Origin of the sequence: Nocardia xishanensis NBRC 101358 (genome assembly GCF_001613365.1) — a bacterium.
GTDB lineage: Bacteria > Actinomycetota > Actinomycetes > Mycobacteriales > Mycobacteriaceae > Nocardia > Nocardia xishanensis.
The window spans coordinates 150,779-177,034 of the sequence record NZ_BDCF01000001.1; the positions used below are offsets into that span (position 1 = coordinate 150,779).

Here is a 26,256-nt window from a genome sequence, read left to right on the forward strand (position 1 = left end):
GTATCGCGCCGGGCAAGACTGATGTGGGGGGCGGTTACCTCGCTCGGAGTGATCGCCGGATATCTGGCGGTGCTGCTGGCCGATCCGCGTCACTACTACACGGACGATACCGAGGCGCAGTACGCCCCCATGTGGGTGACACTCGGAAATCAGCTACGGGAAGGTCGGCTACCGGTCCTCATCCCGCACGAATGGATGGCGGGCAACTACACGCTCGAGGAGGCCGGGCTCTTCAACCCGCCTCAGCTGCTGGTCTTTCTGATCGCGCCATCGATGGACGACCTCGCCCTCTACGCGACCCTGGTGAAGCTGGTCTTCTCGATCATCGCGGGCCTCGGCGTGTTCCGTATCTGCCTCGCCTACGGCGCCCGCGCTCCGTGGGCCGCGGTCGCGGGCGTGGCGTTCCCGCTCAGCGGCTGGTTCCTGTTCTTCGACGAGGCGAGCTGGTTCACCCCGCACGTCGCGACCGCGTGGATGGTGCACGCCTGGGCCTCCGCCGTGAACTACGCGCGCGGGCGCAGCGGACCCATCCCCGTGTTCGTCTTCCTCTATCTCACGCTCACCGTCCAATACGCCTTTCCCGCAGTGGAATCCGCGCTGGTGATCGCCGCCGTCGCGGCGGGCGAGATCGTCAACCAGCAGCGCTGGGCTCCGGCCGTGCGGCTCTCGCTCGCCGCAGGCTGCGCGGCGCTGACCGCGGCGATCGCGAACCTGTCCGGAATCCTCTCCTCGCAGGTCACCTGGCGCGGCAGCGCGGAGATCCACAACGATCCCTTCCTGACCGTGCCTTGGTCGGAATCGCTCAACGCCAGCCTCCCGAGCACCACTCCGGCATTCACCGCGTGGTGGGGCCATGTACAGCCGCTGCCGATGGTCTACATCGCGTGGTTCCTCATCCCCGCGCTCGCGTTCATCGACTGGCGGGCGGCGCGTCGCTCCGCGCGGGAGTTCAGCGGGATCGCGTTCTTCGCGACCGCGGTGCTGATGTGGACCGCGGGCCCCGGCGCGATCGGCCCGCTGCGCTGGCCCGCGCGCGTGCTGCCGATGCTCGCCATCGCGCTGCTCGTGCTGGTCTGCGTATTGCTCAGCCACTACGGCACTTTCGCGTCGTCGAAGCGGCGCGCGGTGGCGGCGGGCGTGCTGATCGGGTTGCTGTTCATCCGGTCGTTCTCCGCCGCACCGCAGCTGGTGCTGCGCCATCTGCTCGCGGTCGCCGTGGTGGCCGCTCTCGGCGCCGCGGTGGTGTGGCTGGCGCGCACACGCGGCATCGTCGCGGCCTGCGCGCTGACCATCGTCGCCATGTTCCCGATCGCGTTCGCGCAGGTGGCGGGCGCGCCGATGACGCCGCTGTCCTACAACTTCCCGGAGCGGCGCTCCGAGATGCGGGCCGCATTCCCCGATTTCGGCGGGCTCACACTGCAACTCGCCGACCGGGCGATCATCGCCCCCGAGGACCGCGATATCGCGGGCGCGTACGGATCGCTGGCCATCGGCAACTACGCCAAGGCACTCGAACTCGACTACGTCAACGCCTATACGCCCATCGGCCACACCGGATTCGCCGGGCTGCTCTGCATGGCCTGGGACGGCAGCACCTGCCCGGACGCGTTCCGCCGCGCCTTCGCCGACGAGCCGTCCACCGGCGTGCCCGTCGTAGACCTGATGAAGGTGGACCGGGTGGTACTGCACCGCGCCCAGTACCCCGACGCGCGCGACCATCCGGCCCCGCCAGGTTGGCAGTGGGCGGATTACCGCGGGCACGAACGCTTCATCTGGGTGCTGGAACGCCAAGGCGGTCCGGCCTCGACGCGCGACGGCGTCATCGCGCACACCTCCGGCGTCACCGCCACCTCGACCGGCTCCTACGACGACATCACCGCCCGCGCGAAGGTCAGTTCCGCGACCGGTGGACGCGTGGTGTTCTCCCGCCTCACCTGGCCAGGTCACCGCGTCACCCTGAACGGCCGCAAACTTCCCACGCTCGCCGTCGCCCGCACCTTCCTCGCGGTCGATATCCCACCCGGCACCCAGAACGCCGAACTGGTCGTCGACTGGCGGCCGCCGGGCTGGCAGATCGGAATCGGGACGACGATCGCGGGCCTGGCGGGAATCGGTGTACTCCAATGGGCTTACCTGCGCGGACGGCGCCGGCCGGGCGATGTGCCGGGGGTCGAGCGGCCCGCCGTCCGAGGCGAGCTGGCCGATGCGAAGAACTGACCGATCGCAGCGGCCTTTCCCGTAAAACCGACCGAGCGGAACGCCAAGGCGTGAAATTGGTTTCATCCGACTGCGAAGCGGCTCCGAATCAGATTCGTAGGAATCTCCGCCCTTCGAATGAGGACGAACGTATGGCCACAGAAAAGTCGGTAATCCCGTTCCATTCCTTCTCCCTGCGCACGGCGACGCTGGTCGTCGGCGCAATCTCCGCGGCCGTGGTCACAGCCACTCCCGCGGTGGCAGAGACGCCCCCGCCGGGTGCGTCGGCGCCCGCCGGTGTCGTCACCGACCCGCTCCTGCTGGGAGCGAACGCCCTCGGCGCGCCGATCCAGCTCCCGATCCAGCTCCCGATCCAGCTCCCGATCCCGCTGCCGATCGCCCCCGCGATCGCTCCGAGTCCCGTCGCGGACCCGGATCTGCCCGCACCGGAGGCGGCTACCGAGGTCGTACCCGACGGGGTCGTGCCCGCCGCCGACGCCGTGCCGACGCCGACGAACGTGCTTCGCGTCGGCAACGTCGAAATCGGCAGGCCCGACTTCATTCCCCCCGAGATCGCAGGCATGATCAACAACGCCACGCTGGGTGCGCAGAACGGCCTGTCCGGCGCGATCCAGGGGTCCGGCGTCGATCGCGCGCGGTCCGACATGATCGCGGCCGAAGTCCTCGGCACCGCGGCGCAGGGTGCGGTCGTCGGCGCGGTCGTGTCCGCGCCAATCGCGGCCGTCGCCGCGGTGATGGGCGGAGCAGTCGGTCTCGTCGTCGCGCTTCCGTTCGCCCCCGCCGGGTTCATCTTCATGCCCATCATCGCCTCGTCTTTGGCGATCAGCATGGTGGCGCTCCCGTTCATCGCCGCGGGTGCCGGCATCGGCGCGATCGTCGGCGCGGTGGAAGGCTCGGTGGCGCCGCTGCCGCCCGCCGCACCTGGGCCGAACGAGGTTCCCGCCGCGTAGCTTCGGATTTCGTTAGCGCACAACTCATTACGCACGGGGCGGGTCCAACGCACGTCGGACCCGCCCTGCGAAACGCGTCGGCCTCCGCGAGGTTCGGCCGAGGCACAAGCACCCAGTCGAGAACCGCGTCCGGTCCCCGGCCGCACAGCCACGGCTCCGATCAGGCGCGGCGATCCACCGTCGCCCACGCGGTCGCCGCGACCACGCCCGACACCACCGCCACCGACGGCCACGCCCCGATCTTCTTGGCCAGCGGGTGCGAGGCGCCGAGCGCGCCCACCGACAGTCCGGTCAGCGCCGCGGCGCCGCCCGTGCCGACCGCCTTGCGCCACTGAGGCAGTGCGGCCGCCGTCGCCGCCGCGAAGACCACGCCGCCGAGTTCCCGCTTCTTCGTCGCCTGCGCGAGCGCGAAACCACCGCCGAGTCCACCGGCCGCCAACAGCGCCGTGGGAATCCGAGCCATCTCCACTTACCTCCTCGTAGTGATCACTTCCCCAAGCCATAGTGCCAACGCGCGCCGAGAAGGGTTTCCGCGCGCGGCGGTCGGGGATGATCGCCGCGGGTCGCAGCCGCTCGGCGGGCAGTTCAGGCCGAGCCGGGCCGGACGATCATCAGCACGACGACCACCGTCCAGAGCAGGTTGTAGATGCCCGCGAGCATCCCGAGGACGCGCAACCGCCCGCCGTCGTCGGGTTCGGCGAGCGCGTCGCGCTGCATCGGGTGGATCTGCACCGCGAGCAGCCCGCCCGCGACGGCGGTGAGCGCCATGGCCAGCGTGATCCAGATTTCGCCCATCCTGCCCTGCACGGCGGCCAGCACGATGCCCGCGACCGGCACGATGACCCCGAGTGCCGCGTAGGTACCGGTGATTCGATGCAGCGCCCGCGCCACCGCGACGCTGCGTTCGGCCGGATTCCGCGTCGTCGCACCGGCCGTCACCGGCGCGTACCGAGGGAACAGGCTCGCCGCGACGGCGGAGCCGCCGACGAACACGATGGCCGCCACCACGTGCACCGACAGCAAGAAATGCTTCAACGATCGACTCCTTCATCCTTCAGTCCGCATGAAGCTTATCCGAGAGCTTCAGGCATCCTGAAGGATGTGCGCCGAATCACCGGCCGCCGAGCGTCACCGCGGCGGGATTCCGTTCGCGAAAGCGGCGAGGATGGCCGCGCCGAGTCGGCGACGAATCGGATCGGCTTCGGCGCCGAACAATCGCTCGTCGACCTCCGCGACGACCCCCTCGGCCTTACGCAGCAGACGAGAACCCTTGGGCGTCAATTCGATCGTCGACGCGGACCCGGCGCGCGCAGTGCGGTCACGCACCAGCCCGGCGGCGACGAGCGCCTTCACAGCGGTGTGCACGCTCTGGACGCTGATGCCCGACATGCGCGCCAGGTCACTGAACGACGCGCCCGGCACGCCGGAGATGTGACCGAGCAGCCCGAGCCTGCTGATGGTGAGATCCAGCGGGGCAAGGGCGGCGCCGAGCTCGGTCTCCACCTTGCGCGCGAGCGTCAGCACGATGACCGAGGCGCTGATCGCGGGCGGTCCGGGGCGAGCGTTCTCGGAGGTCACACCTTCAGTCTCGCGCACAGCAAACCCATGGCGCGGCATGGGTGGAGCAGTCGCCCACGCACCCGGCACCCGGAACACACGCACGGCGGCCACAACCGGCTCGACGCGGGCCTGCTGTTCGCGGCCTACATGAACAACCCACCCGCGCAGTTCATCGCGGCCCAGCGCGCCCTCGCGGCCGGCGACCGCCTGAACCCGCTCATCCAGCACACCGGCAGCGTCTTCTTCGCGATCCCTCCTGGCATCGCGCAGGGCGGGTCCATCGCGGACACTTTGCTGAGCTGAGCGCCGGTAATGCGGGCAGGCCAACCCCGGTCGGAGCGCTACAGCTTCATCCCAGCAAACACTACGTGTATCGTTGGCAACCAGACTGCGCGATTGTGATGGGGATCCCGCTCCCCCGTACCTGCCCTCAGCCGGTGCGCGCCGCATCGCGTCGGGGGACCTCGGAGCCGCAACAACGGAGCCATCATGAGTTCACCGAATCGGTTCGACCAGCTCCAGCACCGCGTCGCGGACATCGCGCCGGTGTTCCGCAAACCACTCGACTCGCCATACGACATCTCGAACGAGCTGTTCGAGGCCCTGCGCCACGTGCTGCACGACGTGGGCGGCCAACCGGACGTCCCGATCGAATACCGGGAAAAAGTCGAAGAACCGTGGGAGATGAGCACCTACGTCACCTGCGAATGTCTCGGGTGGCGCGGGGTGTGGAATTCCGAGGAACGCAGGCGGGCCGAGAACGACCTCGGCGCGACCCTCTACTTCGGCCTGCCCTACTACGCGCGCTGGGCGACCGTCGCCGCGAAGGTCCTCATCAACAAGGGCTTGATCACCCCCGACGAGCTGTCGGCCAAGTTGGACGAGGTGCGGGCCCGGCTGAAGGAGCGAGCATGACCCGCAAGTACCGCATCGGCGACCGCGTGACGGTCCGCGACGCAACATCGATGTTCCACACCCGCACCCAGAGCTACACCCGCGGCCGCACCGGCGTCGTCGTCGAATACCGGCCGGAATGGATCATCCCGGAAGACGAGGCGTGGGGACGCGACGACGGCCGCGTCGAGCCGTTCTACGTGGTGCGGTTTCGCCAGAAAGATCTGTGGCCCAAATACACCGGCTTCGACGCCGACACTCTGGAGACGGAGGTCTCCGAGCGCTGGCTCGAGCCCGCAGAGGAGGACGGTTCGCAGTGAGTCACACCCACGACCACGGGGCGCACGCGCCGATCCAGGCGAGCGAGGAGATCAGCGAGTTCGAGGTGCTGGAAACGGCGATCCGCGAACTCGCCATCGAGAAGGGCCTCTTCTCCCAGGAAGACCACCGCCGGTTCGCCGAATGGGCGGAGGCGGTCGGCCCGCACGGTGGATCGAAACTGGTCGCCAAGGCGTGGCTCGACCCGGACTTCAAGGCGCGACTGCTCGCCGACGGCACCGAGACCTGCAAAGAGATCGGCATCGACTGGCGCGACCCCACGGGCTCAGGGACGCCGAGCGACTACACCTACTTCTACGTCCTCGAGAACACTCCCGAAGTGCACAACGTCATCGTGTGCACCCTGTGCTCGTGCTACCCGCGACCCGTGCTCGGCATGTCGCCCGACTGGTATCGCACCCCCAATTACCGTCGCCGCCTTGTCCGTTGGCCGCGCGAGGTGCTCGCCGAATTCGGCCTGCACTTCCCGCCCGAGGTCGAGGTCCGCGTGCACGATTCGAACCAGAAATCCCGCTTCATGGTCATGCCGATGCGGCCGGAGGGCACCGAGGGCTGGACCGAGGAACAACTCGCCGCCATCGTCACCCGCGACACCATGATCGGCGTCGCGCTGCCGCAGGTCGGCTGGACCGCCCAGAAACCACCGAACCAAGTCGAGGACGCCATGGGAAGGGAGGCCCGCCCGTGACGAGCGGACCCTACGACGTGCTGCTGGACACCCTCGCCCCCGGATCCGCCCGCGAATCCAGCCTCCCGGAACTCGACCGCAAGCCCGACCCCTGGGAGTCGAGCATGCAGGCGACCTGCGAATGCCTCTCTTGGCGAGGCGCTTTCGACAACCTCGAACGCCGCCACGCCGAAGACGCCCTCGGCGAAACCATCTACCACGACTTCCCCGTCCGCGCCCGCTCAGCGGTGATCACGGCCCACACGCTGACGGACCGAGGAGTCATCAGCCCCGAAGAACTCAGGGCGCGAATGGATATCATCCGCGAGCGGTTCCATCGCGAGTAGCGCCCTCGACGCGACGCGCTGGCTCACGAATCATCCAGGGCCCAGCGCTTCGCCCCATGAAACACGCGGTTCTCGATCCCGCCGTGCCGGTCTCGCAGACCTTCGACACGCCCCGCAGAGGTCACAATCTCTGCGAGGCGTGCGATGTGTCCGCGGGAAGCCGACGCAGCCGATCGAGATCTCAGGCGCTGCCTCGGAAGCCGAGCGCCAGGCCATGCGCTCCGAAGTGAAGTCTCCTGGCTGACCGGCTACCAGACTTCGGCGGTGCCGGAGCAGGTGATGGTCTGGGGCACGAAGCCGGTGTTGACGACGGTGAAGTCGGTGCGGATCGTGCCCGCGCCGGTGGGCGGGTCGAAGTACATGGTGCTGCCGTTGCCGATCACGAAACCTACCGAGCCACTTCGTGTTTCCGAACCCGTCGCGCCGGTGTTCAGGTTGGTCCAGTTGAGCGTGACCTGCGTTCCGTACCCGCCCCAGACGCTGCCACCCGCGTGGATGGTGAAGTAGGCGCGTCCCGGCGAGTTGTATTGCCCGACGACAACCTGACCGGAGTACGGGAAGTCGACGATGTTGGGGCTCATGCCCCGGCACGTGGTGACGATCCCGCCTTCGTCGGCCGACGCCGTCCCAGCCCCCGACAACACGGCCGCCGTCATCGCGGCAGCGGCCACCGCCGCCCTGGCGACCTTACTCCTCGTCCCAGTCTTCTTCTGCGACAACATATATCGGTCCTCACCTCTCGTCAGTTGCTGGTGCAACCACTACTGTCATCCCACCTTTGCCTGTACATCGGAGGCGAGTATTCGTTACACATACCACTCACTGAAAGCCCCATCGGGACAGTCGAACTGGGCTCCAAGCCTCGGAACCTTCGACACGCTTCGCAACGGCTATAACCCCTGCGAGGCGTGTAAACCCAGCGCGAAGGGTGGCCACTCGCCCCGGCTGTCGAGCCGGGGATGTCCGGCGAGTTTGTGGGGTGCGCCACAACGACCAGCCCGGCGAGATTCGCCGCCCGAAGGCTCAGTACTCGTCGAGCGCGAGTGCACCGGACGGGCAAGCTTCCACGGCCTCGCGCACTGCCACGAGGCCGTCCTGTGGTTCTGGGTCGAGCAACCGGACCCTGCCGTCGTCCTCGTCCTGATCGAAGACCTCCGACGCGACGAGGGCGCACATGCCCGCGCCGATGCACCGCTCCCGATCGGCGGAGATTCGTAGCATCGTCATCGCTGGGCCGTTTCCGTCCAGGTGACCGGGAGTTCGTGCACGCCATAGATATTCATGTCGGTCTTGAGTTTCACCTCGCCCGCCGGGATGGCGAGCTCGAGAGTCGGGAAGCGGCGCAGCAGTCCGGCGAAACCGGCGCGCATCTCGATGCGGGCCAGTTGCTGGCCGAGGCATTGGTGGACGCCGTGACCGAAGGACAGATATCCGCGCGCCTTGCGGTGGATGTCCAGGGTGTCGGGGTTGTCGAAGCGCAGGGGGTCGCGGTTGGCGGCAAGCAGCGAGACGACGACGGTCGATCCCTTGCCGATCGTTTCACCGCCGAGTTCGATGTCGTCGGTGGCGTAGCGATAGAAGATGTCGGCAACGGACAGGTAGCGCATGAGCTCCTCGACCGCATCGGGAACCAGATCCGAGTCGGCGCGCAGTTTCGCCAGCTGCCCGGGGTGCTCGAGAAGCGCGAAGGTGCCGAGCGCCAGCATGTTGGCGGTGGTCTCGTGACCCGCGAGCAGCAGCAGGAAGGCGATGCCGATCAGCTCCTCGATGCCGAGGTCGTCATCACGGGCGAGATCGGACAGCAGGTCGTCGCCAGGTTCGGCGCGTTTGCCCGTGACCAGTTCGGCGAGATACGTGGTCATCGCGCCATACGCGGCCATCTTCTCCTCCAGCGACTGGTCCCTGACCAGGAACTGGGCGGAGTTGATCTGGAAAGTCTCGCGGTCCGTGTAAGGGACTCCGAGCAGTTCGCAGATCACCAGCGAGGGCACCGGCAGCGCGAATTCCTTCACCAGGTCGACGGGCGGGGTCAGGCTCGCCATCCGGTCCAGTTGCCGCTCGGCTATGTCGATGATGTGCTCTTCGAGCTGCTTCATCCGCCTGACGGTGAACGCGCCAGTGAGCTTGCGGCGCAGCCGGGTGTGGTCCGGCGGGTCCATCGCGATGAACAGGCCCGGAATCTGCGGGGACGGCTCGGTGGGGACGGGCATGCCGGGGGTCTCGTATGCCGCGTGCACGATGCCGATGTCCTGGCGGGAGCTGAACCGAGTGTCCGCCATGAGCTTTCGGACCGCGTCGTATCCGGTGACGAGCCAGCCCTCGTGCCCATCCGGGAAAACCATGGGACTGACCGGGCGAGCCTCACGCAGCCGAGTGATGTCACGGGGCGGGTCGAAGGGGCCCGCATCGCGGTCCAAGGGGAGGCCGTGCGGGATGGGAGCCGTTGGATTCATCGGATTTCCTTTTCGTGGCTGTTGTTGCGACCACGATCGGCGACGGACCTGACATACGACTGTCACGGCACTGACACCGGCAGGCGGGGGCCATGCCGTCCGGCCCCGAATGCCCAGCACCGAGGCAACTTTCCGCGGCGTCGTCAGCGGATCGCCCGTGGCAAGATCGGCCAGGTGCAGATCGGGATACTTGGACCATTCGAGGTTCGCGCGGACGACGGTGCTTTCGTCGATGTGCCGGGCGCGCGGCTGCGCGGACTGTTGATCGCCCTCGCGCTCGAACCAGGTCACGCGGTCCCGAAGGCGACGCTCATCGACTGGATCTGGGGTGAACAACCGCCCGCCGACGCGGCGAATGCATTGCAACGGTTGGTTTCCCGCCTGCGGAAGGTGCTGCCAGCAGGGTCGATCGAAGGTCAGACGGACGGATACCGGTTGCGGGTGGAACCCGATGCTGTCGATGCCGTGCGCTTCGAACGCCTTGTCGCCCAGGCGCCCACCGACGATCCGCGAGGGGTACAGCGGCTGCGCGATGCCCTCGCATTGTGGCGCGGAGCGGCCATGCAAGACGTCGGTCTCCAGGAGAGCGCGGCGTTCGACGCGGCGGTCACCCGGCTCGAAGGGCTACGCCTGACCGCCATGGAGGATCGGTTCGACGCGGAGATCAGTCTCGGCCACGGTGCGGAGCTGGTCACGGAGCTGACCGACTCGGTGGCCGCGCATCCGGTGCGCGAACGGCTCGTCGCCGCGTTGATGCGTGCTCTCGTCGCGACCGGCCGCGACACCGAGGCGCTGCTCGTCTACGAGCGTACGAGAGAAACCCTGGCCGACGAGCTGGGCGTCGACCCGTCACCGGAGCTGTCCGAATTACACGTCGCGCTGCTGCGGGGCGAGCTGGGACGGCGGGAGGAGAACCGGAAGACGAACTTGCGCGCCGAGCTGACCAGCTTCGTCGGTAAGGACGCCGATATCGCAGCGGTCCGCGAACTCAACGCCGAACATCGGCTCACCACTCTGATCGGGCCGGGCGGCTCGGGGAAGACAAGACTGGCAACGGAAACCGCGCGCACGCTGATCGGCGATCTGCCGGACGGCGCCTGGCTCGTCGAACTCGCGGCCATCGGCGCCGACGGTGATGTGGCGCAAGCGACGCTCGCCGCGCTCGGACTGCGGGACGCGCTACTCGGCGAGGCGCCGGACGCGGAGCCGGCGGACCGAGTCGTCGCCGCACTTCGCGAGCGGGCGATGTTGCTGATTCTGGACAACTGCGAGCACGTGATCGAGTCAGCGGCGACGTTCGCCCATCGAGTGCTCGGAGAGTGCCGTCGCCTGCGGATCCTGGCGACGAGCAGGGAGCCGCTCGGCATCACCGGTGAAGCGCTGTGGCCGGTTGTGCCGCTGGCCTTGCCGAAGGGGGACGCGGACTCGGCCGAGATCGCGTCCTCTCCGGCCGTCCGGCTGTTGCGGGACCGAGCGAGCGCGGTGCGCAAGGACCTCGCGACCGACGCCGGCACATTGGCGGCTTTGGCGCGCGTCTGCCGTGCGCTGGACGGAATGCCACTGGCGATCGAACTCGCCGCCGCCAGGTTGCGCACCATGTCCCTCGATCAGCTCGCCAACCGACTCGACGACCGGTTCCGCCTGCTGACCGGCGGCAGTCGCACCGCGCTGCCGCGGCACCGGACGCTGCGCGCGGTGATCGACTGGAGCTGGGAGCTGCTCACCGACGCCGAACGGATGGTCCTGCGCAGGCTCTCGGTGTTCGCGGGCGGCGCGAGTCTGGAAGCGGCCGAACGAGTTTGCGTGAAGGCGGGGGTCGGCAACGACGTCGAGACGTGGGAGGTGCTCGAGTTGCTGACTGCCCTGACCGAGAAATCGCTTGTGGTCACCGCGGGCGAGGGCGCGCCGCGCTACCGGATGCTCGGCACGATCAAGGAGTACGCCGAGCAGCGGCTCACGGAGGCGGGGGAATCGGATCTGGCGCGTCGCGCGCATCTCGCGTACTTCACCGAACTCGCCGAAATCGCGGATCCGCAACTCCGCCGCGCCGACCAGTTGGCATGGCTCGCCACGCTCGAGGTCGAGCACGACAACATCGCCGCCGCGATGCGCGGTGCGCTCGCGGCGGGCGAGGCAGTCGGCGCGATGCGGCTCGCCGCTGCCGCAGGCTGGTACTGGTGGCTCGGCGGACACAAAGCCGAGGGCAACGAGCTGATCACGGCGGCCGCTGCCCTGCCAGGCGAGGTGGCCGACGAGATCCGGGCCGTGGTGTACGCGTTGGTCATACAGTTCGTGATCTCCGGGCCGCAGAGTGACCAGTACCGGGCGCAGGAGTGGATCCGCGAAGCTTACGAATACAGCCGACATGCGCAGAGCCATCACCCAGTGCTGAAATTCACCGCCCCACTGGAACGCATGTTGCAAGGACCGGACGCGATCCTGCCCGCGTGGGAATCGCTGTTGGCCGACGAGGACCCCTGGGTACGCGCCCTCGGCCGGCTGCAGCTCGGCAAATTGCGCATCCAGCTCGGCCAGGGCGGCCGGGACGCGGACACCTATCTCGAGACGGCGCTCACCGAGTTCCGCGCGCTCGGCGAACGGTGGGGGATTTCGTTCGCCCAGACCGAGCTGGCGAATCGAATCGCCATGCGCGGCGAGTTCGACGCCGCGTGCGAGCATTACGAGCAGGCGATCGCGGTCGTCACCGAGATCGGCGCAATCGAGGACGTCGTGCCGATGCGGTCACGGCAGGCCCAGTTGTACTGGCTGTTGGGCGATGCGAAGTCGAGCTCGGCGGCGATGGCCGAGGCACAGCGGTCCGCGCAACGCGTCGCCTGGCCGAATGTGCTTGCCGAGCTGGCACTGTCGAAGGCAGAGCTCGCGCGCTGGAGCGGCGACGCCGAGCAGGCACACAGGCAACTCGACATCGCGACATCGATGCTGGGTGATGCGGCCGAGCATGCAATCGGCCGCGCGATGAATCATGATCTGCTCGGCTATCTTGCCGAGGACCTCGACGCGGCTCGGGAACACCGCGTCACGGCCTTCCATGCAGCGTCCGAGGCTGGGCACGCACCCCTGATCGCCCGGGCGCTCGTGGGAATCGCGGATCTGGCGCTGCGCGAGGAACAGTACGAGCAAGCCGCGCGGCTGCTCGCGGCGAGCGCGGGCGTGCTCGGTCTATCGGATCGTTCCCAACCGGATGTGACCAGGATCGAGCAGGTTACCCGAAATCGCCTCGGCGACACAGGGTTCACCGAGGCGACTCAGCAAGGGGCGCAGGCGAGCTGGCAGGAGTTGGCCGCGGTCACGCTCGTTTGCTGAAAGTGGAACGCGCCCAGAGGAATCCGACGAGAGCTATGCCGGCGCACCAAGCGATGGCGGTGATCGCGTCTCCGGTGTTCGGTGTGCCGACGAGCAATCCGCGCAGGGTCTCGATGATCGGCGTGAATGGCTGGTACTCCGCGAACTGCCGCAGTCCAGGCCCCATCTTCTCGGCCGGCACGATCGCGCTGCTGAAGAACGGCAGCATGACCAGCGGCACGGAGGCCATGCCCGCCGTTTCCGGAGACTTCGCCGCCAATCCCAAGGCGACCGTGAGCCAGCTTGCCGCGAAACCGAGCAGCACGACGATGCCGACCACGCCGAGCCAGTCCAGAAGACTCGCCGAAGGACTGAATCCCAGCAGGAAGGCCACCCCGACGAGAGCTGTGATGGCGATCAGATTGGTCAGCACGGTGGCGATGACATGACCACTCAACACCGCGCCACGAGAGACGTCCATGACCTTGAACCGGTTGATGATGCCGTTCGTCATGTCGGAGTTCACCGCGGTGGCGGTGGCCCCCAGTCCGTAGCAGACCGCCAGCAGAATCAGGCCTGGCGTCGCGTAGTCGATGTAGTCGACGCCGACGTCGAAGGCGTCGCCGAACATGTACACGAACATCAGCATGATGATGATCGGCATCAGGACCGCGTTGAATACCGAGGTCGGGTTCCGGGTGATGTGTACGAAGTTGCGGCGCAACATCACCATCGAATGGGGCTTGGCACTCATTTCGCTTCCACCTCCGTGGCGTGGCCCGTCAGGGCGAGGAAAACATCGTCGAGGTCGGGGGTGTGCACAGAGAACTCTTCGGCGCTGAGGGAGTATTCGTCGAGCCGGTCCAGCAGGGCCCTGAGCGATTTCGTGCCGCCATCGCTGGGGACCCGCAGGGTCAGTGCCTCGTGGTCCGGGGTGGAGTCGGGGAACAGACGCGTAGCCGCGTCGAGTTGGGCGACGTCGGTGAACCGGAGCCGGACGTGCGTCCCGGGGGTCTGGCGCTTGAGTTCGTCGGGGGTGCCCTGGGCGACCAGGCGGCCCTGGTCGAGCACCGCGATCCGGTCGGCGAGCTGATCGGCTTCCTCGAGGTACTGGGTGGTGAGGAAGATGGTCACACCGTCGGCCACCAGGTCGCGGATGATCGACCACATCGTGCGGCGGCTGCGCGGGTCGAGGCCCGTCGTCGGTTCGTCCAGGAAGATGATCCGCGGGTTCCCGACGAGCGTCATCGCCAGGTCGAGCTTCCGGCGCATACCGCCGGAGTAGGTCGACGCGGGCTTCTTCGCCGCCTCCACCAGATCGAAGCGTTCCAGCAGCTCTGTGACGGTTCGCTTGCCGTCCTCGGCGGAAACCCCGTTGAGGTCCACCATCAGCTGCAGGTTCTCCTGCCCCGTCAGCAGCTCGTCCACCGCCGCGAACTGGCCGGTGACCCCGATCGCCGCGCGCACCGCCTTGGCCTCGGTCGCGACGTCGTGGCCTGCAACGCGTACCGACCCGCCATCGGCTTTCGTCAACGTGCTCAGCACATTCACCGTCGTCGTCTTACCCGCTCCATTCGGACCGAGCAGCGAAAAGATCGTTCCCGCAGGAACATCCAGATCGATGCCGTCGAGCACGACCTTGTCCCCGTATGCCTTCCGCAGCCCTGACGCCGCGATCGCCGAATTACTCATGCGACCACCATCGGCACACGGCCTGACACCGACCTGTCACGCTCCTGACACGGTGTTCCACCTGGCCGCGTCAGGAGCGTGACAGGCCGGTGTCAGGCGGGGCGCCGAAAGTGGTTGCCATGACGACGAACAGCATCTCCTCGGCCGATTCGAACTGGACCGGCATGGTGCCGGTCGACGATACGGCCTTGGCGGTCACCGACACCGGCGGTCCCGGTATCCCCCTGCTCTACCTCAACGGCCAGTTCGCCACTCAGGGTTACTGGCGGCGGGTCCTCGCCGACCTCGGTCCCGAATTCCGGCACATCACATACGACGAGCGGGCTCGCGGCAAGAAATCGAAGCTTTCGGCGGACTATTCGTTCGAGGCGTGTGTGCGGGATGTCGACGCCGTTCTCGCGGCCAGAGGTGTGGACCGGGCACTGGTGGTTGGCTGGTCCTACGGAGCGTTCGTCGGGGCGCACTGGGCCAGCCGGAACCCGGACCGTGCCATAGGTGCGGTCCTGGTGGACGGCGCGCAACCCTACGACTGGCTCGACGAGGCCATGGAGCAGCGAATCCGCAAGCTGTTCAAGCGCCTTGGCTGGATCACGCCGCTGCTGCGCCCGACGGGCCTGACCCCGCGAATGTCCGCCGCGCAGCAGGCCGAATGCAACATCGAACTCGGCAAAGTTTCGCGCGTCAGCGAACTGGGCCCCGTGTTGGACGACATCATCGTCCCGACGCGGTACGTGCTTGCTTCTGGCTCGTCCTTCGGAAGCCGCTGCGACGAGCAGGAACGCATCCGCGCAAGCCTCGACGCGGTATGCGCACGCAATCCGAACCTTCGCATCAGCGCCAAGGTCGCCAGCAACCACGACCACGTCCTGCGCAAGGACTTTCACGCCATCGCGGAGGCCGTGCGCGAGGTCGCCGCATTCGACCGCTCGGGCCACTGAGGAATCTCCGGACTACGCCCGGCATGACCCGCAAGATCACCGGACCCATCGACGCCGCCTGATAGAACGCCGACCCGCAACCACGAATACGACTGCGCGCCCGTAGAACCCGCGACACCCACAAGTGGCGAGTGCTCTTCACGAGCACTCGCCACTTTGTGTTGGGCCAACGTTTCCCGACCTGAGGCCGAGGCGAAACCGGCGGCTGAATACCGTCGCCGGACGACAACGCGCTGTGTCGGTAAGACCTTCGGACTGCATGTTGTTGAGCGGATCACCGAGACCCTTTCCAAGTGGTAGCTCCACGTACCCCTTGGTAGGTTTCGGCTTGTTCGCGCAGCGTGGCGCGACACCCTCGGTCTTCGACTCTCGGGACCTTCCACCGATCCACAGTTTGTGCGCCTCTTCCGTCGCGGAAGCAGGCGGGAATCTTCATACCCACTTGCCGCCGATTTCGCGGTCATTCCCGGAATCGGCGGCGGCACCGATGGAGTTTTCATGACACGCGCAATCGCGCCGGCTTTGGAACGCGCGCGAGATATACCCGACGCCGTAGTGCGGAGTCGTGGCTTGTTGACGGGATACTTCGCCGGACTCGGCGTTGTGATGGCCGTCTGGGGAACCCGGATTCCGGCGGTTCAGGCGTCCGCCGGGTTGGACACCGCGGGACTGGCCGCGGTACTGCTCGCCGCCGCGGTCGGCATGGTCGCCGGCCTCCAGATCGGTGGTCGGCTCGCCGAACCCGCCCGGCTTTCACAGCTTTTGACCGGCGGCGCATTCGGCCTCGCCGTCAGCCTCGCGTTGGTCGGCGCCTGCCGAAATCCGCTCGCGCTCGCCGCCGCGGCGCTGCTCTTCGGCGCCGCGCACGGTGTGCTGGACGTCGCGGCGAACGCCGCCGCGGTTCGATGCCAGGAGGCATACGGTCGCCCGATCATGTCGGGCCTCCATGCGGCCTACAGCCTCGGCGCGCTGGGCGGGGCGGTGCTCGCCGCCGTCACCGCGCACGATTCGCACACCTACATCTTCGGCGTCACCGCGACGGTGATGATCGTCGCCACGGCCGCGGTGGCGCCGATTACCCGCTGTGTCGGAGAGCCGACCGCTGACCTCGGTCCGGTGGAAGCACTGACGCCGAGTTTGCCCGGATTTTCCCGGTCCCGAGTTTGGCTGTTGGGCTTGCTGGCCGCCGCGTGTCTGCTCGGCGAAGGCGCTGCCGCCGATTGGTCGGCGGTCCATCTCGGTGGGCTGCACGCGTCTCCCGCGGCCGCTGCCGCCGCGTACGCCGGATACAGCGCGGCCATGGCGGGCGGCCGCCTCGTCGGTGATCGGCTCATCGCGCGCTTCGGTGTGCCGAGAGTTGTTCGGACAGGCGCGATTCTGGCCTCGGCCGGACTCATCGCGGGCCTGTCGGTGGCCGATGTGCCGTTCGCGTTGGCCGGCTGGGCCGTTTTCGGCCTCGGCCTGTCGGTCACGATTCCCTCCCTGTTCAGCGCGGCCGGAGCGGGTGGTCCTCGCGCGGTCGCCACCGTTGCCGTGACCGGCTATCTCGGTCTCCTCGCGGGACCGGCGCTCATCGGCGCCTTGGCCAGCGCGACGACCCTGCCCACTGCCCTCATACTGCCCGCCCTGCTCGCCGCAGGCGTGGCTGTCCTGTCCCACAGAGCCTTGGAGAACCGGTGGTAACCGCACTATCTCACCAGCCCGCGGAACTCGACGCGGTCATCTTCGACTACAACGGCGTCATCGGCCTGCAACCCACCGTTCCGATGTGGAGCGGCCTCGCCGAACTCGCCGGGTGGCGCGCAGACCAGCTCGGACTGTTCCAGCAGGCTTTCTGGAGCGCCCGCGAACCCTACGACTCCGGCGAGTCCGACGACGCGGACTTCTGGACCGCCGTGCTCGGTCATCGCCCTCACCCGGAACTGCTCACCCGATTGTGTGCCGTCGACACCGGGATGTGGACCTCGACCGACGACCGCGTCGTCGCACTCTTGCACCAGGCCCAGCGGGCGGATATCCCCATGGTGCTGCTCTCGAACGCGCCCCATCCGGTGGGCGATGCCCTCGACGCCTCCGACTGGCGCACTCTGATGACCGACGCCCTCTACTCGGCCCGGCTCGGCATGAACAAACCTCACCCCGACACCTACCGAAACGCACTCGCCGCCACTGGCGTTCGCGATCCCGGCCGCGTGCTGTTCATCGACGACCGCGCCGACAATTGCCAAGCCGCCGCCCGCATCGGTCTGCGCACGCTCCACTACACCGGCACACCCACCGACATCGAAGACCACCTCCGCCTCGCCACGGTCGCCGCGTAGGTTCCCGAGTCGTCACGGGGAACCTCCCAACTCCGCTGTCGGCCGGTGATCGGCACGAGCCTCGCCAGTGACTCGCGAAGCCATGGTCACCGCTCGCGCCTATCCGGCCGGCACGCGGCCGAACCGCCCTGCCCGACGCGTTGCGCCGCACCCTGACCTGGGACCAGGGCTACGAAATGGCCGAACACGCCGCCTTCACCATCGCCACCGGCGTCCCGGTCTACTTCTGCGACCCCAAAAGCCCCTGGCAGCGGGGCAGCAACGAGAACACCAACGGCCTTTTCCGCCAATACCTTCCCCGACACCTCGACTTACGCACCTACAGCCAAACCGACCTGGACGCCATCGCCGACGAACTCAACGGCCGTCCTCGACAAACCCTCGGGTTCCGCACACCATCAGAAGCACTCGAAGAAGTGTTGCAATGACCGCCTGAGCCCGCAGGCAAGAAGGTACATTTGGCACGTTCGGCGGCGTGGTGTCGATTACGTGGATCGGCGTTGGCGAGCCCTCGGGCGCGAACGCTGCCGGGGTGCCGGTACATCGGCGCGGTCGGTGGAGCGGGCCAGTGCGGCGTAGACCCAGTGATGGGCCCGCCCCACAGTGACACGAGTTCCGAAGAATTGACCGGTGAGAGCCCAGTACCGATGAATCCGATGGTCGGCATCGGTGGCGCCGATCAGCAATTGTTCGCGAAAACGCGGGGAATCGCGTTCCCCTCGCGCACTGGCGTGGGCGTTGACGAATCGATCGAGTTCGCCGCCGGCACGCGGCCGCACTCCTTCTGCTACAAGTGGCACCACGTCCGCCATTACGTCCCCCACGTCGACATACAGTCCTCGACAGTCGCGGATCAATTCCGGCCGATTCCGCCAGTATTGTTGTCGCACAGTGCGGTTCATGTCAGGGTCGGCGACAAGAGCGGCCAGCTCGGCATACGCGACAACCGCGTCGACGGACGGATCGGCAGGCGGCTCAGGGACATTCCAGTACACCCATTTGTCGACGTCGCTCCATGGTATCGGCGCCAGGATGCGCCGCCAGAACCGTATGAGGCAATCGTGTACCGCACCAGCGTCCTGCACGGCGGCCAGCAATGCGAGCCGCTCGGCCCGCCGCGCCGGGGTAGCCGCCTCGATGGCCCGCAGCGACGCCCGCCGCCATGCCAGCGACCTGACTTCGATATCGAGTCGTGCACTCTCGGCTGCGATGGCTTCGGCGATCGACCGCTCCCCGTGCAGCACATCGGTGATCGAGCCAAGGCCGAGGCCAACCGCGCGTAACCGCCGGACCAGCAGCAGTCGCTCGGTGGCACTATCGGCGTCGAACATCCGGTGCCCGCCCGCGCTGCGACGGGATTCCAGGATGCCCTCGTCGCAGTAGAACCTGATCGTTCGCACCGCGAGCCCGGTGCTGCGCGCCAACTCCCCGATGCTCACCAGCGCGCTCGCCTGTGTGTTGTCTGTCACAACGTGTTGAACCTCCACCCCGGTGGAGCTCTTAGCGTACTGGCACCGCTGTCCGACCCCACACGGAGAAACCAGAGTTGCCGAGAGGGGCGAGCGGAGTACTACGCCTATGCCATTACACCGAGGAGGGTGAATTCGTGGCCACCACGCAGGAAGAAATCGTCGCAGGCATCGCGGAGATCGTCGAGGAGGTGACCGGCATCGACGCCGCCGAGGTGACGTTCGAGAAGTCCTTCGTCGATGATCTGGACATCGACTCGTTGTCGCTGGTGGAGATAGCCGTACAACTGGAAGACAAATACAGCGTCAAGGTCCCGGACGAAGACCTCGCGAGCCTGAGAACCGTCGGCGACGCGGTCACCTACGTCCAGCGGATGGAGGCCGAGGAACCGCAGCTCGCCGCGGAGATGGAGGCGAAATTCAAAGAAGGCCAGGGAAATTGAACCGAGAACAGTCGACCGGTTCGCTCCCCGGTCCGCGGTGGCGTGATGCTGATCGCTGATCCCCAGTTGAATCCCGCTGCGGTGGAGCTCGGCAATTTCTTCCCGCAGACGGCGGAGGTCGTGTGGACTGCGTTGACACAGCCGGATCTCCTCGAGCGGTGGCTGCTTCGACCGACCGGATTCGCCGCCTCCGTCGGAACCCACTTCCGATTCGCCGTCCCTGACTCGTCGACCAACGCGATCACCTGCGAAGTGCTGGTGGCCCGGCCATACGAACGATTGACCTACAGCTGGACGTATCGGCAGGCCGAGCCTCCCACCAAGTGGATCGTCGACTGGACGCTGCGGCCGCAGGGCCGTGGCACGCGCCTTCTGTTGACGCAGACAGGTTTCGACATCGAAGACCGTCGGCAGAAGATGGCGCGCAACGCCGCGGAGCGCAGCTGGAAGCGACGCATTCTGCCGCGGCTCGGCGAGGTGATGCACCACTGACCTGGCCCGAGTGCGACAAGGCCGGCGCCGCTCTCCACTGCTCCGCGGAATGCGGAACTCGGCAATAGCGTGCGTTCACGACCTGGTCGGGGATCGAAAGGGGACTATCGCGCTACCCGACTTCGCGGCGGAGATGTCGAAACGGCGTCGCAAGGAACTGGCGGCGCGAAGACTGGCGTCTCCACCTGGCCAGCCGGACTCAATGCTCACCCACCTCGCCGACACCGCCGACCCCCGCGAGACCCCGTGATGCACCCCGACCGCTCGCCCGAAGGGCGACCGAAGACGCCGGACACACAACCAACCGAAACATCACCGCCCAACGCAACCACAAGCAAGGGGGTCCGGGGGCGAAGCCCGCCGGGCGGGGCGTGGGGGCTCCGGCCCCTACGAAACACGACGAAATGAGTAAAGGCCCATGCTCTCCATGAGCACAGGCCTCCCGACGAATGGAGTGGAGCTAAGGGGAATCGAACCCCTGACCTTCTCGATGCGAACGAGACGCGCTACCAACTGCGCTATAGCCCCGTGCGGCTCCCGGGGGAACCGCGCTGTGCAACTGTAGCAGGCGATCCGGCGAGATACCGAATCGCCCGCCTGAGCTGCGATTATTCGCCGACTGCGCGGCGCATGTCGGTGCCGGTGCGGCCGCGAAGGGCACGGGCGGTGGCGGGATCGAAGGTCTCCAGGTGTTCGAACATGGGGTCTTCGTCGTCGGCGTCCAGGAGGACCGAGCGGCGTCGCAAGGCGCGGGCGGTGTCGCGGTCCATGCCGCGGCGGGCCGCGTTGTCGCCGGTGTGCCGCTGGTCGTCGTGGACGTCGTCATGATCGCGGTCGCGGTTGAGGCGGGCGGCGCGGCGGCGGCGGATGTCCTCTTCCATGCGGACCTGCCTGCGCAGGTACGCCAGGTAGGTGCCGAGGCCGAGGACGCACGCCGCGCAGGCCCACCACACGAGCGGGCTGACGACGATCGCGAGCGCACCGCAGAGGATGCTCGACAGCAGCAGGCCGAGCACGGCGCGCTGCCGGAAGGTGTAGCGGGCGGCGCGGGCGATCGCGTCGGCTTCCGGATCGAAGCCGCCGCGGCCGCGCCGGGTGGGGACGAATTCCGGTTCGTTCGAATCGGTTTCGTAGTCGGGGTCGGGGACGCGCGCGGGTGCGGCGGAACGGGCGGGCGGAATACGTGCCGTGGTCGGTTCGTGGTGCGCCGCGGCCTCTTCGTCGTCTTCGGCCACGTCGTCATCATCGGCCGCCGCGTCCGGGTCCGCAGGCGTTCGGGCCGTCTCGGTGTCGTTCTCGTCCGAATCGAGATCCGAATCGGGATCCGCCGCACGGTCGGCCTCGCTCGTCACGTCGTCGTCCGGCTCGGCCGAATCCGCTTCGGCGGGTTCGTCTTCGGCGCTGTCGGGGCGGTCGGCGGACGTGTCCGCGCCCGCCTCGAGCGCCGGGGTGTCGTCCCGCGCGTCGGTGTCCTCGTCGACTTCGGTGACTTGCTCGTCGGCCGGTGCGCTCATCCGGTCCTCCGCATCATCGCTATAGAAACGCTTTCTCTGCAGTCGGGTCGGCCGATAGTCCGGGTCACTGTCGTGCCCGGCCGCCGGCCCCTTCTTCATACGCCGCTTGGAGCCGCCGCGATGCAACACGCGGGTCGCCAGCGCCGCGTCGGTGGTCTGCCGGATCCTGGGGTGCCGGTCGGCCAAGATCGGGAACAGGACGAAGACCCAGAGCACGACCAGCCCGATCCACAGAATCGAGTTCGGCACTAGGTCGTCACCTCCGTCCCCACCTGTTCGTCCGTTCGGCCCCGCGTCCGGATGACGCGCCGCGCCGTGCGTTCGCTACCGCTCCCGCGCTCGGACGCGATCCATCGTCCGGAGACGCCTCTCAGGCTCCATGCCGGTGCCGCAAGACGCAGCCCCGACGTCCGTAGGTTAATTCGGCGCGCCGCGCGAATACGGCAGGCGCGCCGTGCACATCCGCCACACCTGTCACAAGCTCTCACCGTCGGTCCGCGTTTCGCGCGGGAGTTGACGTGTCACGACGGTATCCTTCCGGCCGTTGCGCGCCGCCGGACGTAGTCCGGATAGCAAACGTCTTGCAAATGAATCGCGGCCGTCAGGGCAGGATGATCCGCCCGTCACGCACCAGCCGATCGAGCACGGTTCCGCTGATTTCCTCGACCGTGAGGCCGACGAGCAAATGGTCCCGCCACGCGCCGTCCACGTCCAGATAGCGGCGAAGCAGGCCCTCCTCACGGAAGCCCACATTGCGCAGCACCGCCTGGCTGGCAAGGTTTTCCGGGCGCACGGTCGCTTCGACGCGATGCAGTCCGACCGGGCCGAAGCAGTGGTCGAGTCCGAGCGCGAGCGCGGCGGTGGCGACGCCTTGCCCACTGAGATCCTTGGCCACCCAGTAGCCGATCCACGCCGAGCGCAGCGCCCCGCGCACGATGTTGCCGACGGTCAGCTGCCCGCTGAAGGCGCCGTCGACCTCGATGACGAGCGGAATCATCGCGCCGCGCCGGGCCTCGGCCTTCAGGCTCGACCACAGCGATGGCCAGTTCGACGCGTGATTGCGCGCTTCCCATGCCCCGCGGCCGGTCGGCTCCCACGGCTCCAGATGCTCGCGGTCGCGCAGCCGGATGCGGCTCCAAGCCGCCGCGTCGCGCAACCGCACCGGCCGCAGTGTGATCTGCCCCGCCGCGACGCGCACCGGACCGAGATGCGCCGGCCACCCCGGATGCTGGGTGCCCCGGAAGACGTTCATGGACTCCACGTTTCAGCCGCGCTGGGAGAGAAAAGCGACCTGAACCTCGTCGCCGGTCCTGACCTCGGTGTCCTCCGAGTCGATGATGATGAGACTGTTCGCCTCGGCCATGGTGGCCAGCAGATGCGAGGAACCCGCGCCGCCGCCCAGCGGCTGCACCAGGTAGTCACCGGTGGATTCGTCGCGCATGAGCTGCGCCCGCAAGAAGCCTTTACGACCGACCATCGAATTGATCGGTGTGATGGTCCTGGCCCGGATGATCCGGCGCATCGGATGCCTGCGGCCGAGCGCGATGCGGATCAACGGACGCACCATCACCTCGAACACCACCAGTGCGCCAACGGGATTGGACGGCAGCAGGAAGGTCGGCACCTCGTCGCGCCCGAGCCTGCCGAAACCCTGCACCGAGCCGGGGTGCATGGCAACCCTGGCGATCTCGAGCTCGCCGAGCCCTTCCAGCGCCTCGCGCACCTGCTCGGAGGCCCAGCCGCCGACCGCGCCCGCGATCACGACGACTTCGGAACGCACCAGCTGTCCTTCGACCACGTCGCGCAGCCGCCGCGGATCGGCGCTGACGATACCGACGCGGTTCACGTCGGCGCCCGCGTCGCGCGCCGCGGCGGCCAGCGCGTAGGAGTTGACGTCGTAGACCTGCCCCGGTCCCGGCGTGCGATCGATGTCGACGAGCTCGCCGCCGACCGAGATCACCGAGAGCCGTGGACGCGGGTGCACGAGCACCTTGTCCTGGCCGACCGCGGCGAGCAGACCCACCTGCGCGGGGCCGATGATGGTGCCCGCGCGCACCGCGACGTCGCCGGGCTGGACATCGTCGCCGATGCGGCGCACGTAATCGCCGGAACGGACGGGCTCGTAGACCTTGATCCTGGCCCGGCCGCCGTCGGTGAAATCCAAAGGCAGCACAGCGTCCGCGAGCGTCGGCAGCGGGGCGCCGGTGTCGACCCGCACCGTCTGGCGCGGCTGCAACCGGATCGGCTGCCGGGAACCCGCGACGACCTCGCCGACCACCGGCAGCGTCAGGTCGACGAGTTCGCCTTCCTCGTCACGGATATCGGAACCGGCGGCGGACACGTCGACGCTGCGCACCGCGTAACCGTCGATGGCCGCCTGGTCGAATCCGGGCAGCGGCCGCTCGGTGATCACGTCCTCGGCGCACAGCAGGCCCTGGGCCTCGGAGATCGCGACGCGGACCGGCCGGGGCGCGACCGCCGCAGCGGTCACCTTGATCTGCTGATCCTCAACCGAGCGCATCCAGCCCTTCCTGATCTACTCCGCACCTCGAACCGATTCCGCCGCACGCGCTTCGGACGCAACCGCGTTCGGTGAACCATCATTCGTACCCGACGGTCCACTGCCGACGAAAGCCGAGCATTCGCTCAGTCGTCCGTCGTCAGCTGCGGATCCCAGTCCGGACCGAGCCGGTGCTGCAGCCACTCCCGCAGGGCGGGGCCGTATTCCTCTCGTTCCAAAGCGAAATCGACCGCAGCACGAAGATAACCGCCCGGGTTGCCCAAATCGTGGCGCGACCCACGGTGCACGACGACGTGTACGGGGTGACCCTCCTCGATCAGCAGCGCGATGGCGTCGGTGAGTTGAAGCTCACCACCCGCGCCGGGCTCGATCCGACGCAGTGCGTCGAAAATGGCGCGGTCCAACAGGTATCGGCCCGCGGCGGCGAAGGTGGACGGCGCGTCGGCCAGCGCGGGCTTCTCCACCATTCCGTTGACCCGCAGCACGTTCGGATTGGTCGCGTCGGGCACCGGCGCGACGTCGAAGACGCCGTACGCGCTGACCTCTTCCTTCGGCACGTCGATGGCGCACAGCACGGTGCCGCCGCGCTTGCGCCGCACCCGGCTCATCACGTCGAGCACGCCGCACGGCAGCACCAGGTCGTCCGGGAGCAGGACCGCGATCGCGTCCTCGTCGTCGTCGAGCGCCTGCTCGGCCTGCGCGACCGCGTGACCGAGGCCGAGCGGCTCTTCCTGCACCACCGAGGTGACATCGAGCAGGGCAGGCGCCTTGCGCACCTTCTCCAGCAGCTGGAATTTGCCGCGCTCGGCGAGGGTGCTCTCCAGCACCAGGTCCTCGACGAAGTGCGCGACGACGCCGTCCTTGCCCGGCGAGGTCACGATCACGAGCCGGTCCGCGCCGGACTCGGCGGCCTCGCTCGCCACCAGCTCGATGCCGGGAGTGTCCACCACCGGCAGCAACTCTTTGGGCACCGTCTTGGTCGCGGGCAGGAAACGAGTCCCGAGCCCGGCCGCTGGCACGACTGCCGTACGGAAACACGACATCAGCGCACCATCCGCGGACTGTCCTGCCATTGCTGTCATACGCATACCCTATCCATCCATCACACCGCCGACCGCCGTCGCGGCGACCCGGCACCCGGTGAGCTTATGGTGATCCCCATGGAGATGCCCGGCGAGCGGGACAAACATGCATGGCGTGGCGAAATTCTCGCCCGGCGGGCCGCGGTGTCCGCCGAGCAGCGCGAGCGAGAGGCGCTGGCGCTGGCCGAAGCGATCGCGAAGTTCGAGACCCCGCTGGTGTCCGAATGGGTGTGCGCGTACGTGCCGATGCGCGAGGAACCCGGGTCGATGGCCCAGCTCGAAGCGCTGCGCGAGACCGGGGCGCGCGTCCTCCTGCCACTCACCGGCGACGCGGAACCATTGAACTGGGCCGAGTACACGGGCCCTGCCGATCTGCGTAAGGCCAGGTACGGGCTGCTCGAGCCGAGCGGGCCCGCGTTGGGCGCCGAGGCCGTCACGCTGGCCGAGCTGATTCTGATTCCGGCGCTCGCGGTGGACCGGCGCGGTGTGCGGCTGGGACGCGGGGCCGGACACTACGACCGCACGCTCGGCGCGGCCCGGCCGGACGCCAGGCTCGTCGCTGTGGTGCGCGACGACGAATTCGTGGATCGGCTGCCCGAAGAACCGCACGACCTGCGGATGGGCTGGGTCCTCACGCCGCGCGGCGGATTGCGGCGACTCGGCGGCGATCCGGTCGCGGAATGATCGACCGATTGGCGGCGTTGGCACTGTCGACTGTAGAGTGCTAGTCGACGAACCCTGCGGAGGATCCTGTGCCAACTTATTCATACGCGTGCACCCAGTGTGACAACCGCTTCGACATCGTGCAGTCCTTCTCCGACGACGCGCTGACGGTCTGCGAGAACTGCTCTGGGAAGCTGCGCAAGCTGTTCAACTCGGTCGGCATCGTGTTCAAGGGCAGTGGTTTCTACCGCACCGACAGCCGCGGCGGCGCGTCCACCGCGAGCGAGCCCGCGAAGTCCGACAGCGGCTCCAGCTCGTCGAGCTCCGACTCCAGCTCCTCCAGCAGCGCGAGCTCGACCACCAGCACGGCCGTCGCCAGCTGATTCCGCGG

At 67.9% G+C, this 26,256-nt stretch carries 28 protein-coding genes, 1 tRNA gene and 1 pseudogene; 16 read left to right on the forward strand and 14 right to left on the reverse strand.

Annotated elements, in window-relative coordinates:
• The first annotated feature begins 21 nt into the window (after window positions 1-21).
• Window positions 22-2,217 carry a hypothetical protein gene (locus tag NX1_RS00725; protein ID WP_068052002.1) on the forward strand — a complete coding sequence of 732 codons (2,196 nt, stop codon included), beginning with the start codon at window positions 22-24 and terminating at the stop codon, window positions 2,215-2,217.
• 131 nt (window positions 2,218-2,348) lie between these two features.
• Window positions 2,349-3,167, forward strand: a complete 819-nt coding sequence (locus NX1_RS00730) for a hypothetical protein (RefSeq protein WP_068052005.1) — start codon at window positions 2,349-2,351, stop codon at window positions 3,165-3,167.
• Window positions 3,168-3,327: 160 nt separating this feature from the next.
• Here NX1_RS00730 and NX1_RS00735 read toward each other — a convergent pair whose 3' ends face one another.
• The 3 genes from NX1_RS00735 to NX1_RS00745 form a co-directional block, all read right to left on the reverse strand.
• A complete protein-coding gene (locus tag NX1_RS00735; protein ID WP_068052008.1) occupies window positions 3,328-3,630 on the reverse strand; it encodes a hypothetical protein in 303 nt (100 codons plus the stop codon).
• 122 nt (window positions 3,631-3,752) lie between these two features.
• Complete coding sequence (locus NX1_RS00740) at window positions 3,753-4,202, reverse strand: hypothetical protein (RefSeq protein WP_068052011.1); 450 nt, start codon at window positions 4,200-4,202, stop codon at window positions 3,753-3,755.
• A 93-nt stretch (window positions 4,203-4,295) separates the two neighbouring features.
• Complete coding sequence (locus NX1_RS00745) at window positions 4,296-4,745, reverse strand: MarR family winged helix-turn-helix transcriptional regulator (protein WP_068052014.1); 450 nt, start codon at window positions 4,743-4,745, stop codon at window positions 4,296-4,298.
• 27 nt (window positions 4,746-4,772) lie between these two features.
• Between NX1_RS00745 and NX1_RS00750 the strand changes: the two genes are divergently transcribed.
• The 5 genes from NX1_RS00750 to NX1_RS00770 all read left to right on the forward strand — a co-directional run bounded on the left by NX1_RS00750 (window position 4,773) and on the right by NX1_RS00770 (window position 6,974).
• Complete coding sequence (locus NX1_RS00750) at window positions 4,773-5,030, forward strand: Dyp-type peroxidase domain-containing protein (protein ID WP_068052017.1); 258 nt, start codon at window positions 4,773-4,775, stop codon at window positions 5,028-5,030.
• 186 nt (window positions 5,031-5,216) lie between these two features.
• Window positions 5,217-5,642, forward strand: coding sequence for an SH3-like domain-containing protein (locus NX1_RS38580; protein WP_068052020.1), 426 nt, complete (start codon window positions 5,217-5,219; stop codon window positions 5,640-5,642).
• A complete protein-coding gene (locus NX1_RS38585; protein ID WP_068052023.1) occupies window positions 5,639-5,941 on the forward strand; it encodes an SH3-like domain-containing protein in 303 nt (100 codons plus the stop codon). The genes NX1_RS38580 and NX1_RS38585 overlap by 4 nt, the downstream gene beginning before the upstream one ends.
• Entirely contained in the window at window positions 5,938-6,648 is a 711-nt protein-coding gene (gene scnC / locus NX1_RS00765) for a thiocyanate hydrolase subunit gamma (RefSeq protein ID WP_068052026.1), read from the forward strand. The genes NX1_RS38585 and scnC overlap by 4 nt, the downstream gene beginning before the upstream one ends.
• Window positions 6,645-6,974 carry an SH3-like domain-containing protein gene (locus NX1_RS00770; protein ID WP_068052029.1) on the forward strand — a complete coding sequence of 110 codons (330 nt, stop codon included), beginning with the start codon at window positions 6,645-6,647 and terminating at the stop codon, window positions 6,972-6,974. The genes scnC and NX1_RS00770 overlap by 4 nt, the downstream gene beginning before the upstream one ends.
• A gap of 248 nt (window positions 6,975-7,222) precedes the next feature.
• On the opposite strand, the gene NX1_RS00775 is transcribed toward NX1_RS00770, so the two are convergent.
• The 3 genes from NX1_RS00775 to NX1_RS00785 form a co-directional block, all read right to left on the reverse strand.
• Window positions 7,223-7,696, reverse strand: coding sequence for a hypothetical protein (locus NX1_RS00775; protein WP_157119467.1), 474 nt, complete (start codon window positions 7,694-7,696; stop codon window positions 7,223-7,225).
• Between the two features lie 301 nt (window positions 7,697-7,997).
• On the reverse strand, window positions 7,998-8,201 hold the full coding sequence (locus tag NX1_RS00780; protein ID WP_068052035.1) for a ferredoxin: 204 nt from the start codon (window positions 8,199-8,201) through the stop codon (window positions 7,998-8,000).
• The gene (locus tag NX1_RS00785; protein WP_068052037.1) at window positions 8,198-9,427 is read right to left on the reverse strand and encodes a cytochrome P450; all 1,230 of its coding nucleotides are present in this window, start codon (window positions 9,425-9,427) and stop codon (window positions 8,198-8,200) included. The genes NX1_RS00780 and NX1_RS00785 overlap by 4 nt, the downstream gene beginning before the upstream one ends.
• Window positions 9,428-9,601: 174 nt before the next feature.
• Here NX1_RS00785 and NX1_RS00790 point away from each other — a divergent pair, with 174 nt between their 5' ends.
• Complete coding sequence (locus NX1_RS00790) at window positions 9,602-12,751, forward strand: ATP-binding protein (protein WP_068052041.1); 3,150 nt, start codon at window positions 9,602-9,604, stop codon at window positions 12,749-12,751.
• Here NX1_RS00790 and NX1_RS00795 read toward each other — a convergent pair.
• Together NX1_RS00795 and NX1_RS00800 are read right to left on the reverse strand one after the other, a co-directional pair.
• A complete protein-coding gene (locus tag NX1_RS00795; RefSeq protein ID WP_084500728.1) occupies window positions 12,735-13,484 on the reverse strand; it encodes an ABC transporter permease in 750 nt (249 codons plus the stop codon). The genes NX1_RS00790 and NX1_RS00795 overlap by 17 nt on opposite strands.
• A complete protein-coding gene (locus NX1_RS00800) occupies window positions 13,481-14,422 on the reverse strand; it encodes an ATP-binding cassette domain-containing protein (protein WP_068052047.1) in 942 nt (313 codons plus the stop codon). The genes NX1_RS00795 and NX1_RS00800 overlap by 4 nt, the downstream gene beginning before the upstream one ends.
• A gap of 119 nt (window positions 14,423-14,541) precedes the next feature.
• On the opposite strand from NX1_RS00800, the gene NX1_RS00805 reads away from it, so the two are divergent.
• The 4 genes and pseudogenes from NX1_RS00805 to NX1_RS00820 form a co-directional block, all read left to right on the forward strand.
• Window positions 14,542-15,360, forward strand: a complete 819-nt coding sequence (locus tag NX1_RS00805) for an alpha/beta hydrolase (RefSeq protein WP_068052049.1) — start codon at window positions 14,542-14,544, stop codon at window positions 15,358-15,360.
• Window positions 15,361-15,858: 498 nt separating this feature from the next.
• Window positions 15,859-17,043 (forward strand): MFS transporter, encoded by a 1,185-nt coding sequence (locus NX1_RS00810; protein WP_068052813.1) that lies wholly within the window; start codon window positions 15,859-15,861, stop codon window positions 17,041-17,043.
• A complete protein-coding gene (locus NX1_RS00815) occupies window positions 17,037-17,681 on the forward strand; it encodes an HAD family hydrolase (RefSeq protein ID WP_068052052.1) in 645 nt (214 codons plus the stop codon). Before NX1_RS00810 ends, NX1_RS00815 begins: the two co-directional genes overlap by 7 nt.
• A gap of 128 nt (window positions 17,682-17,809) precedes the next feature.
• Window positions 17,810-18,109: pseudogene (locus tag NX1_RS00820) on the forward strand (IS30 family transposase); the annotation flags it as partial.
• Window positions 18,110-18,166: 57 nt separating this feature from the next.
• Here NX1_RS00820 and NX1_RS00825 read toward each other — a convergent pair.
• Complete coding sequence (locus NX1_RS00825) at window positions 18,167-19,168, reverse strand: MerR family transcriptional regulator (protein WP_068052057.1); 1,002 nt, start codon at window positions 19,166-19,168, stop codon at window positions 18,167-18,169.
• Window positions 19,169-19,287: 119 nt separating this feature from the next.
• Between NX1_RS00825 and acpM the strand changes: the two genes are divergently transcribed.
• Both acpM and NX1_RS00835 read left to right on the forward strand, forming a co-directional pair.
• Window positions 19,288-19,593: a meromycolate extension acyl carrier protein AcpM gene (gene acpM, locus NX1_RS00830; protein ID WP_068052059.1), complete on the forward strand. Its 306-nt coding sequence runs from the start codon at window positions 19,288-19,290 to the stop codon at window positions 19,591-19,593.
• Between the two features lie 45 nt (window positions 19,594-19,638).
• Window positions 19,639-20,085, forward strand: a complete 447-nt coding sequence (locus NX1_RS00835) for an SRPBCC family protein (protein WP_068052061.1) — start codon at window positions 19,639-19,641, stop codon at window positions 20,083-20,085.
• A 455-nt stretch (window positions 20,086-20,540) separates the two neighbouring features.
• On the opposite strand, the gene NX1_RS00840 is transcribed toward NX1_RS00835, so the two are convergent.
• The 5 genes from NX1_RS00840 to NX1_RS00860 form a co-directional block, all read right to left on the reverse strand.
• Window positions 20,541-20,613: transfer RNA gene (locus NX1_RS00840), tRNA-Ala, on the reverse strand.
• A gap of 80 nt (window positions 20,614-20,693) precedes the next feature.
• Window positions 20,694-21,848, reverse strand: a complete 1,155-nt coding sequence (gene sepX / locus NX1_RS00845; protein ID WP_068052063.1) for a divisome protein SepX/GlpR — start codon at window positions 21,846-21,848, stop codon at window positions 20,694-20,696.
• A 352-nt stretch (window positions 21,849-22,200) separates the two neighbouring features.
• The gene (locus tag NX1_RS00850; RefSeq protein ID WP_068052065.1) at window positions 22,201-22,851 is read right to left on the reverse strand and encodes a GNAT family N-acetyltransferase; all 651 of its coding nucleotides are present in this window, start codon (window positions 22,849-22,851) and stop codon (window positions 22,201-22,203) included.
• Window positions 22,852-22,863: 12 nt separating this feature from the next.
• On the reverse strand, window positions 22,864-24,120 hold the full coding sequence (gene glp / locus NX1_RS00855) for a molybdotransferase-like divisome protein Glp (RefSeq protein ID WP_068052067.1): 1,257 nt from the start codon (window positions 24,118-24,120) through the stop codon (window positions 22,864-22,866).
• Between the two features lie 125 nt (window positions 24,121-24,245).
• Window positions 24,246-25,202, reverse strand: coding sequence for a UTP--glucose-1-phosphate uridylyltransferase (locus NX1_RS00860; protein WP_068052070.1), 957 nt, complete (start codon window positions 25,200-25,202; stop codon window positions 24,246-24,248).
• A 78-nt stretch (window positions 25,203-25,280) separates the two neighbouring features.
• Here NX1_RS00860 and NX1_RS00865 point away from each other — a divergent pair, with 78 nt between their 5' ends.
• Together NX1_RS00865 and NX1_RS34945 are read left to right on the forward strand one after the other, a co-directional pair.
• Entirely contained in the window at window positions 25,281-25,886 is a 606-nt protein-coding gene (locus tag NX1_RS00865; protein WP_245668250.1) for a 5-formyltetrahydrofolate cyclo-ligase, read from the forward strand.
• 68 nt (window positions 25,887-25,954) lie between these two features.
• The gene (locus NX1_RS34945) at window positions 25,955-26,248 is read left to right on the forward strand and encodes an FmdB family zinc ribbon protein (RefSeq protein WP_084500731.1); all 294 of its coding nucleotides are present in this window, start codon (window positions 25,955-25,957) and stop codon (window positions 26,246-26,248) included.
• Window positions 26,249-26,256 lie beyond the last annotated feature (8 nt).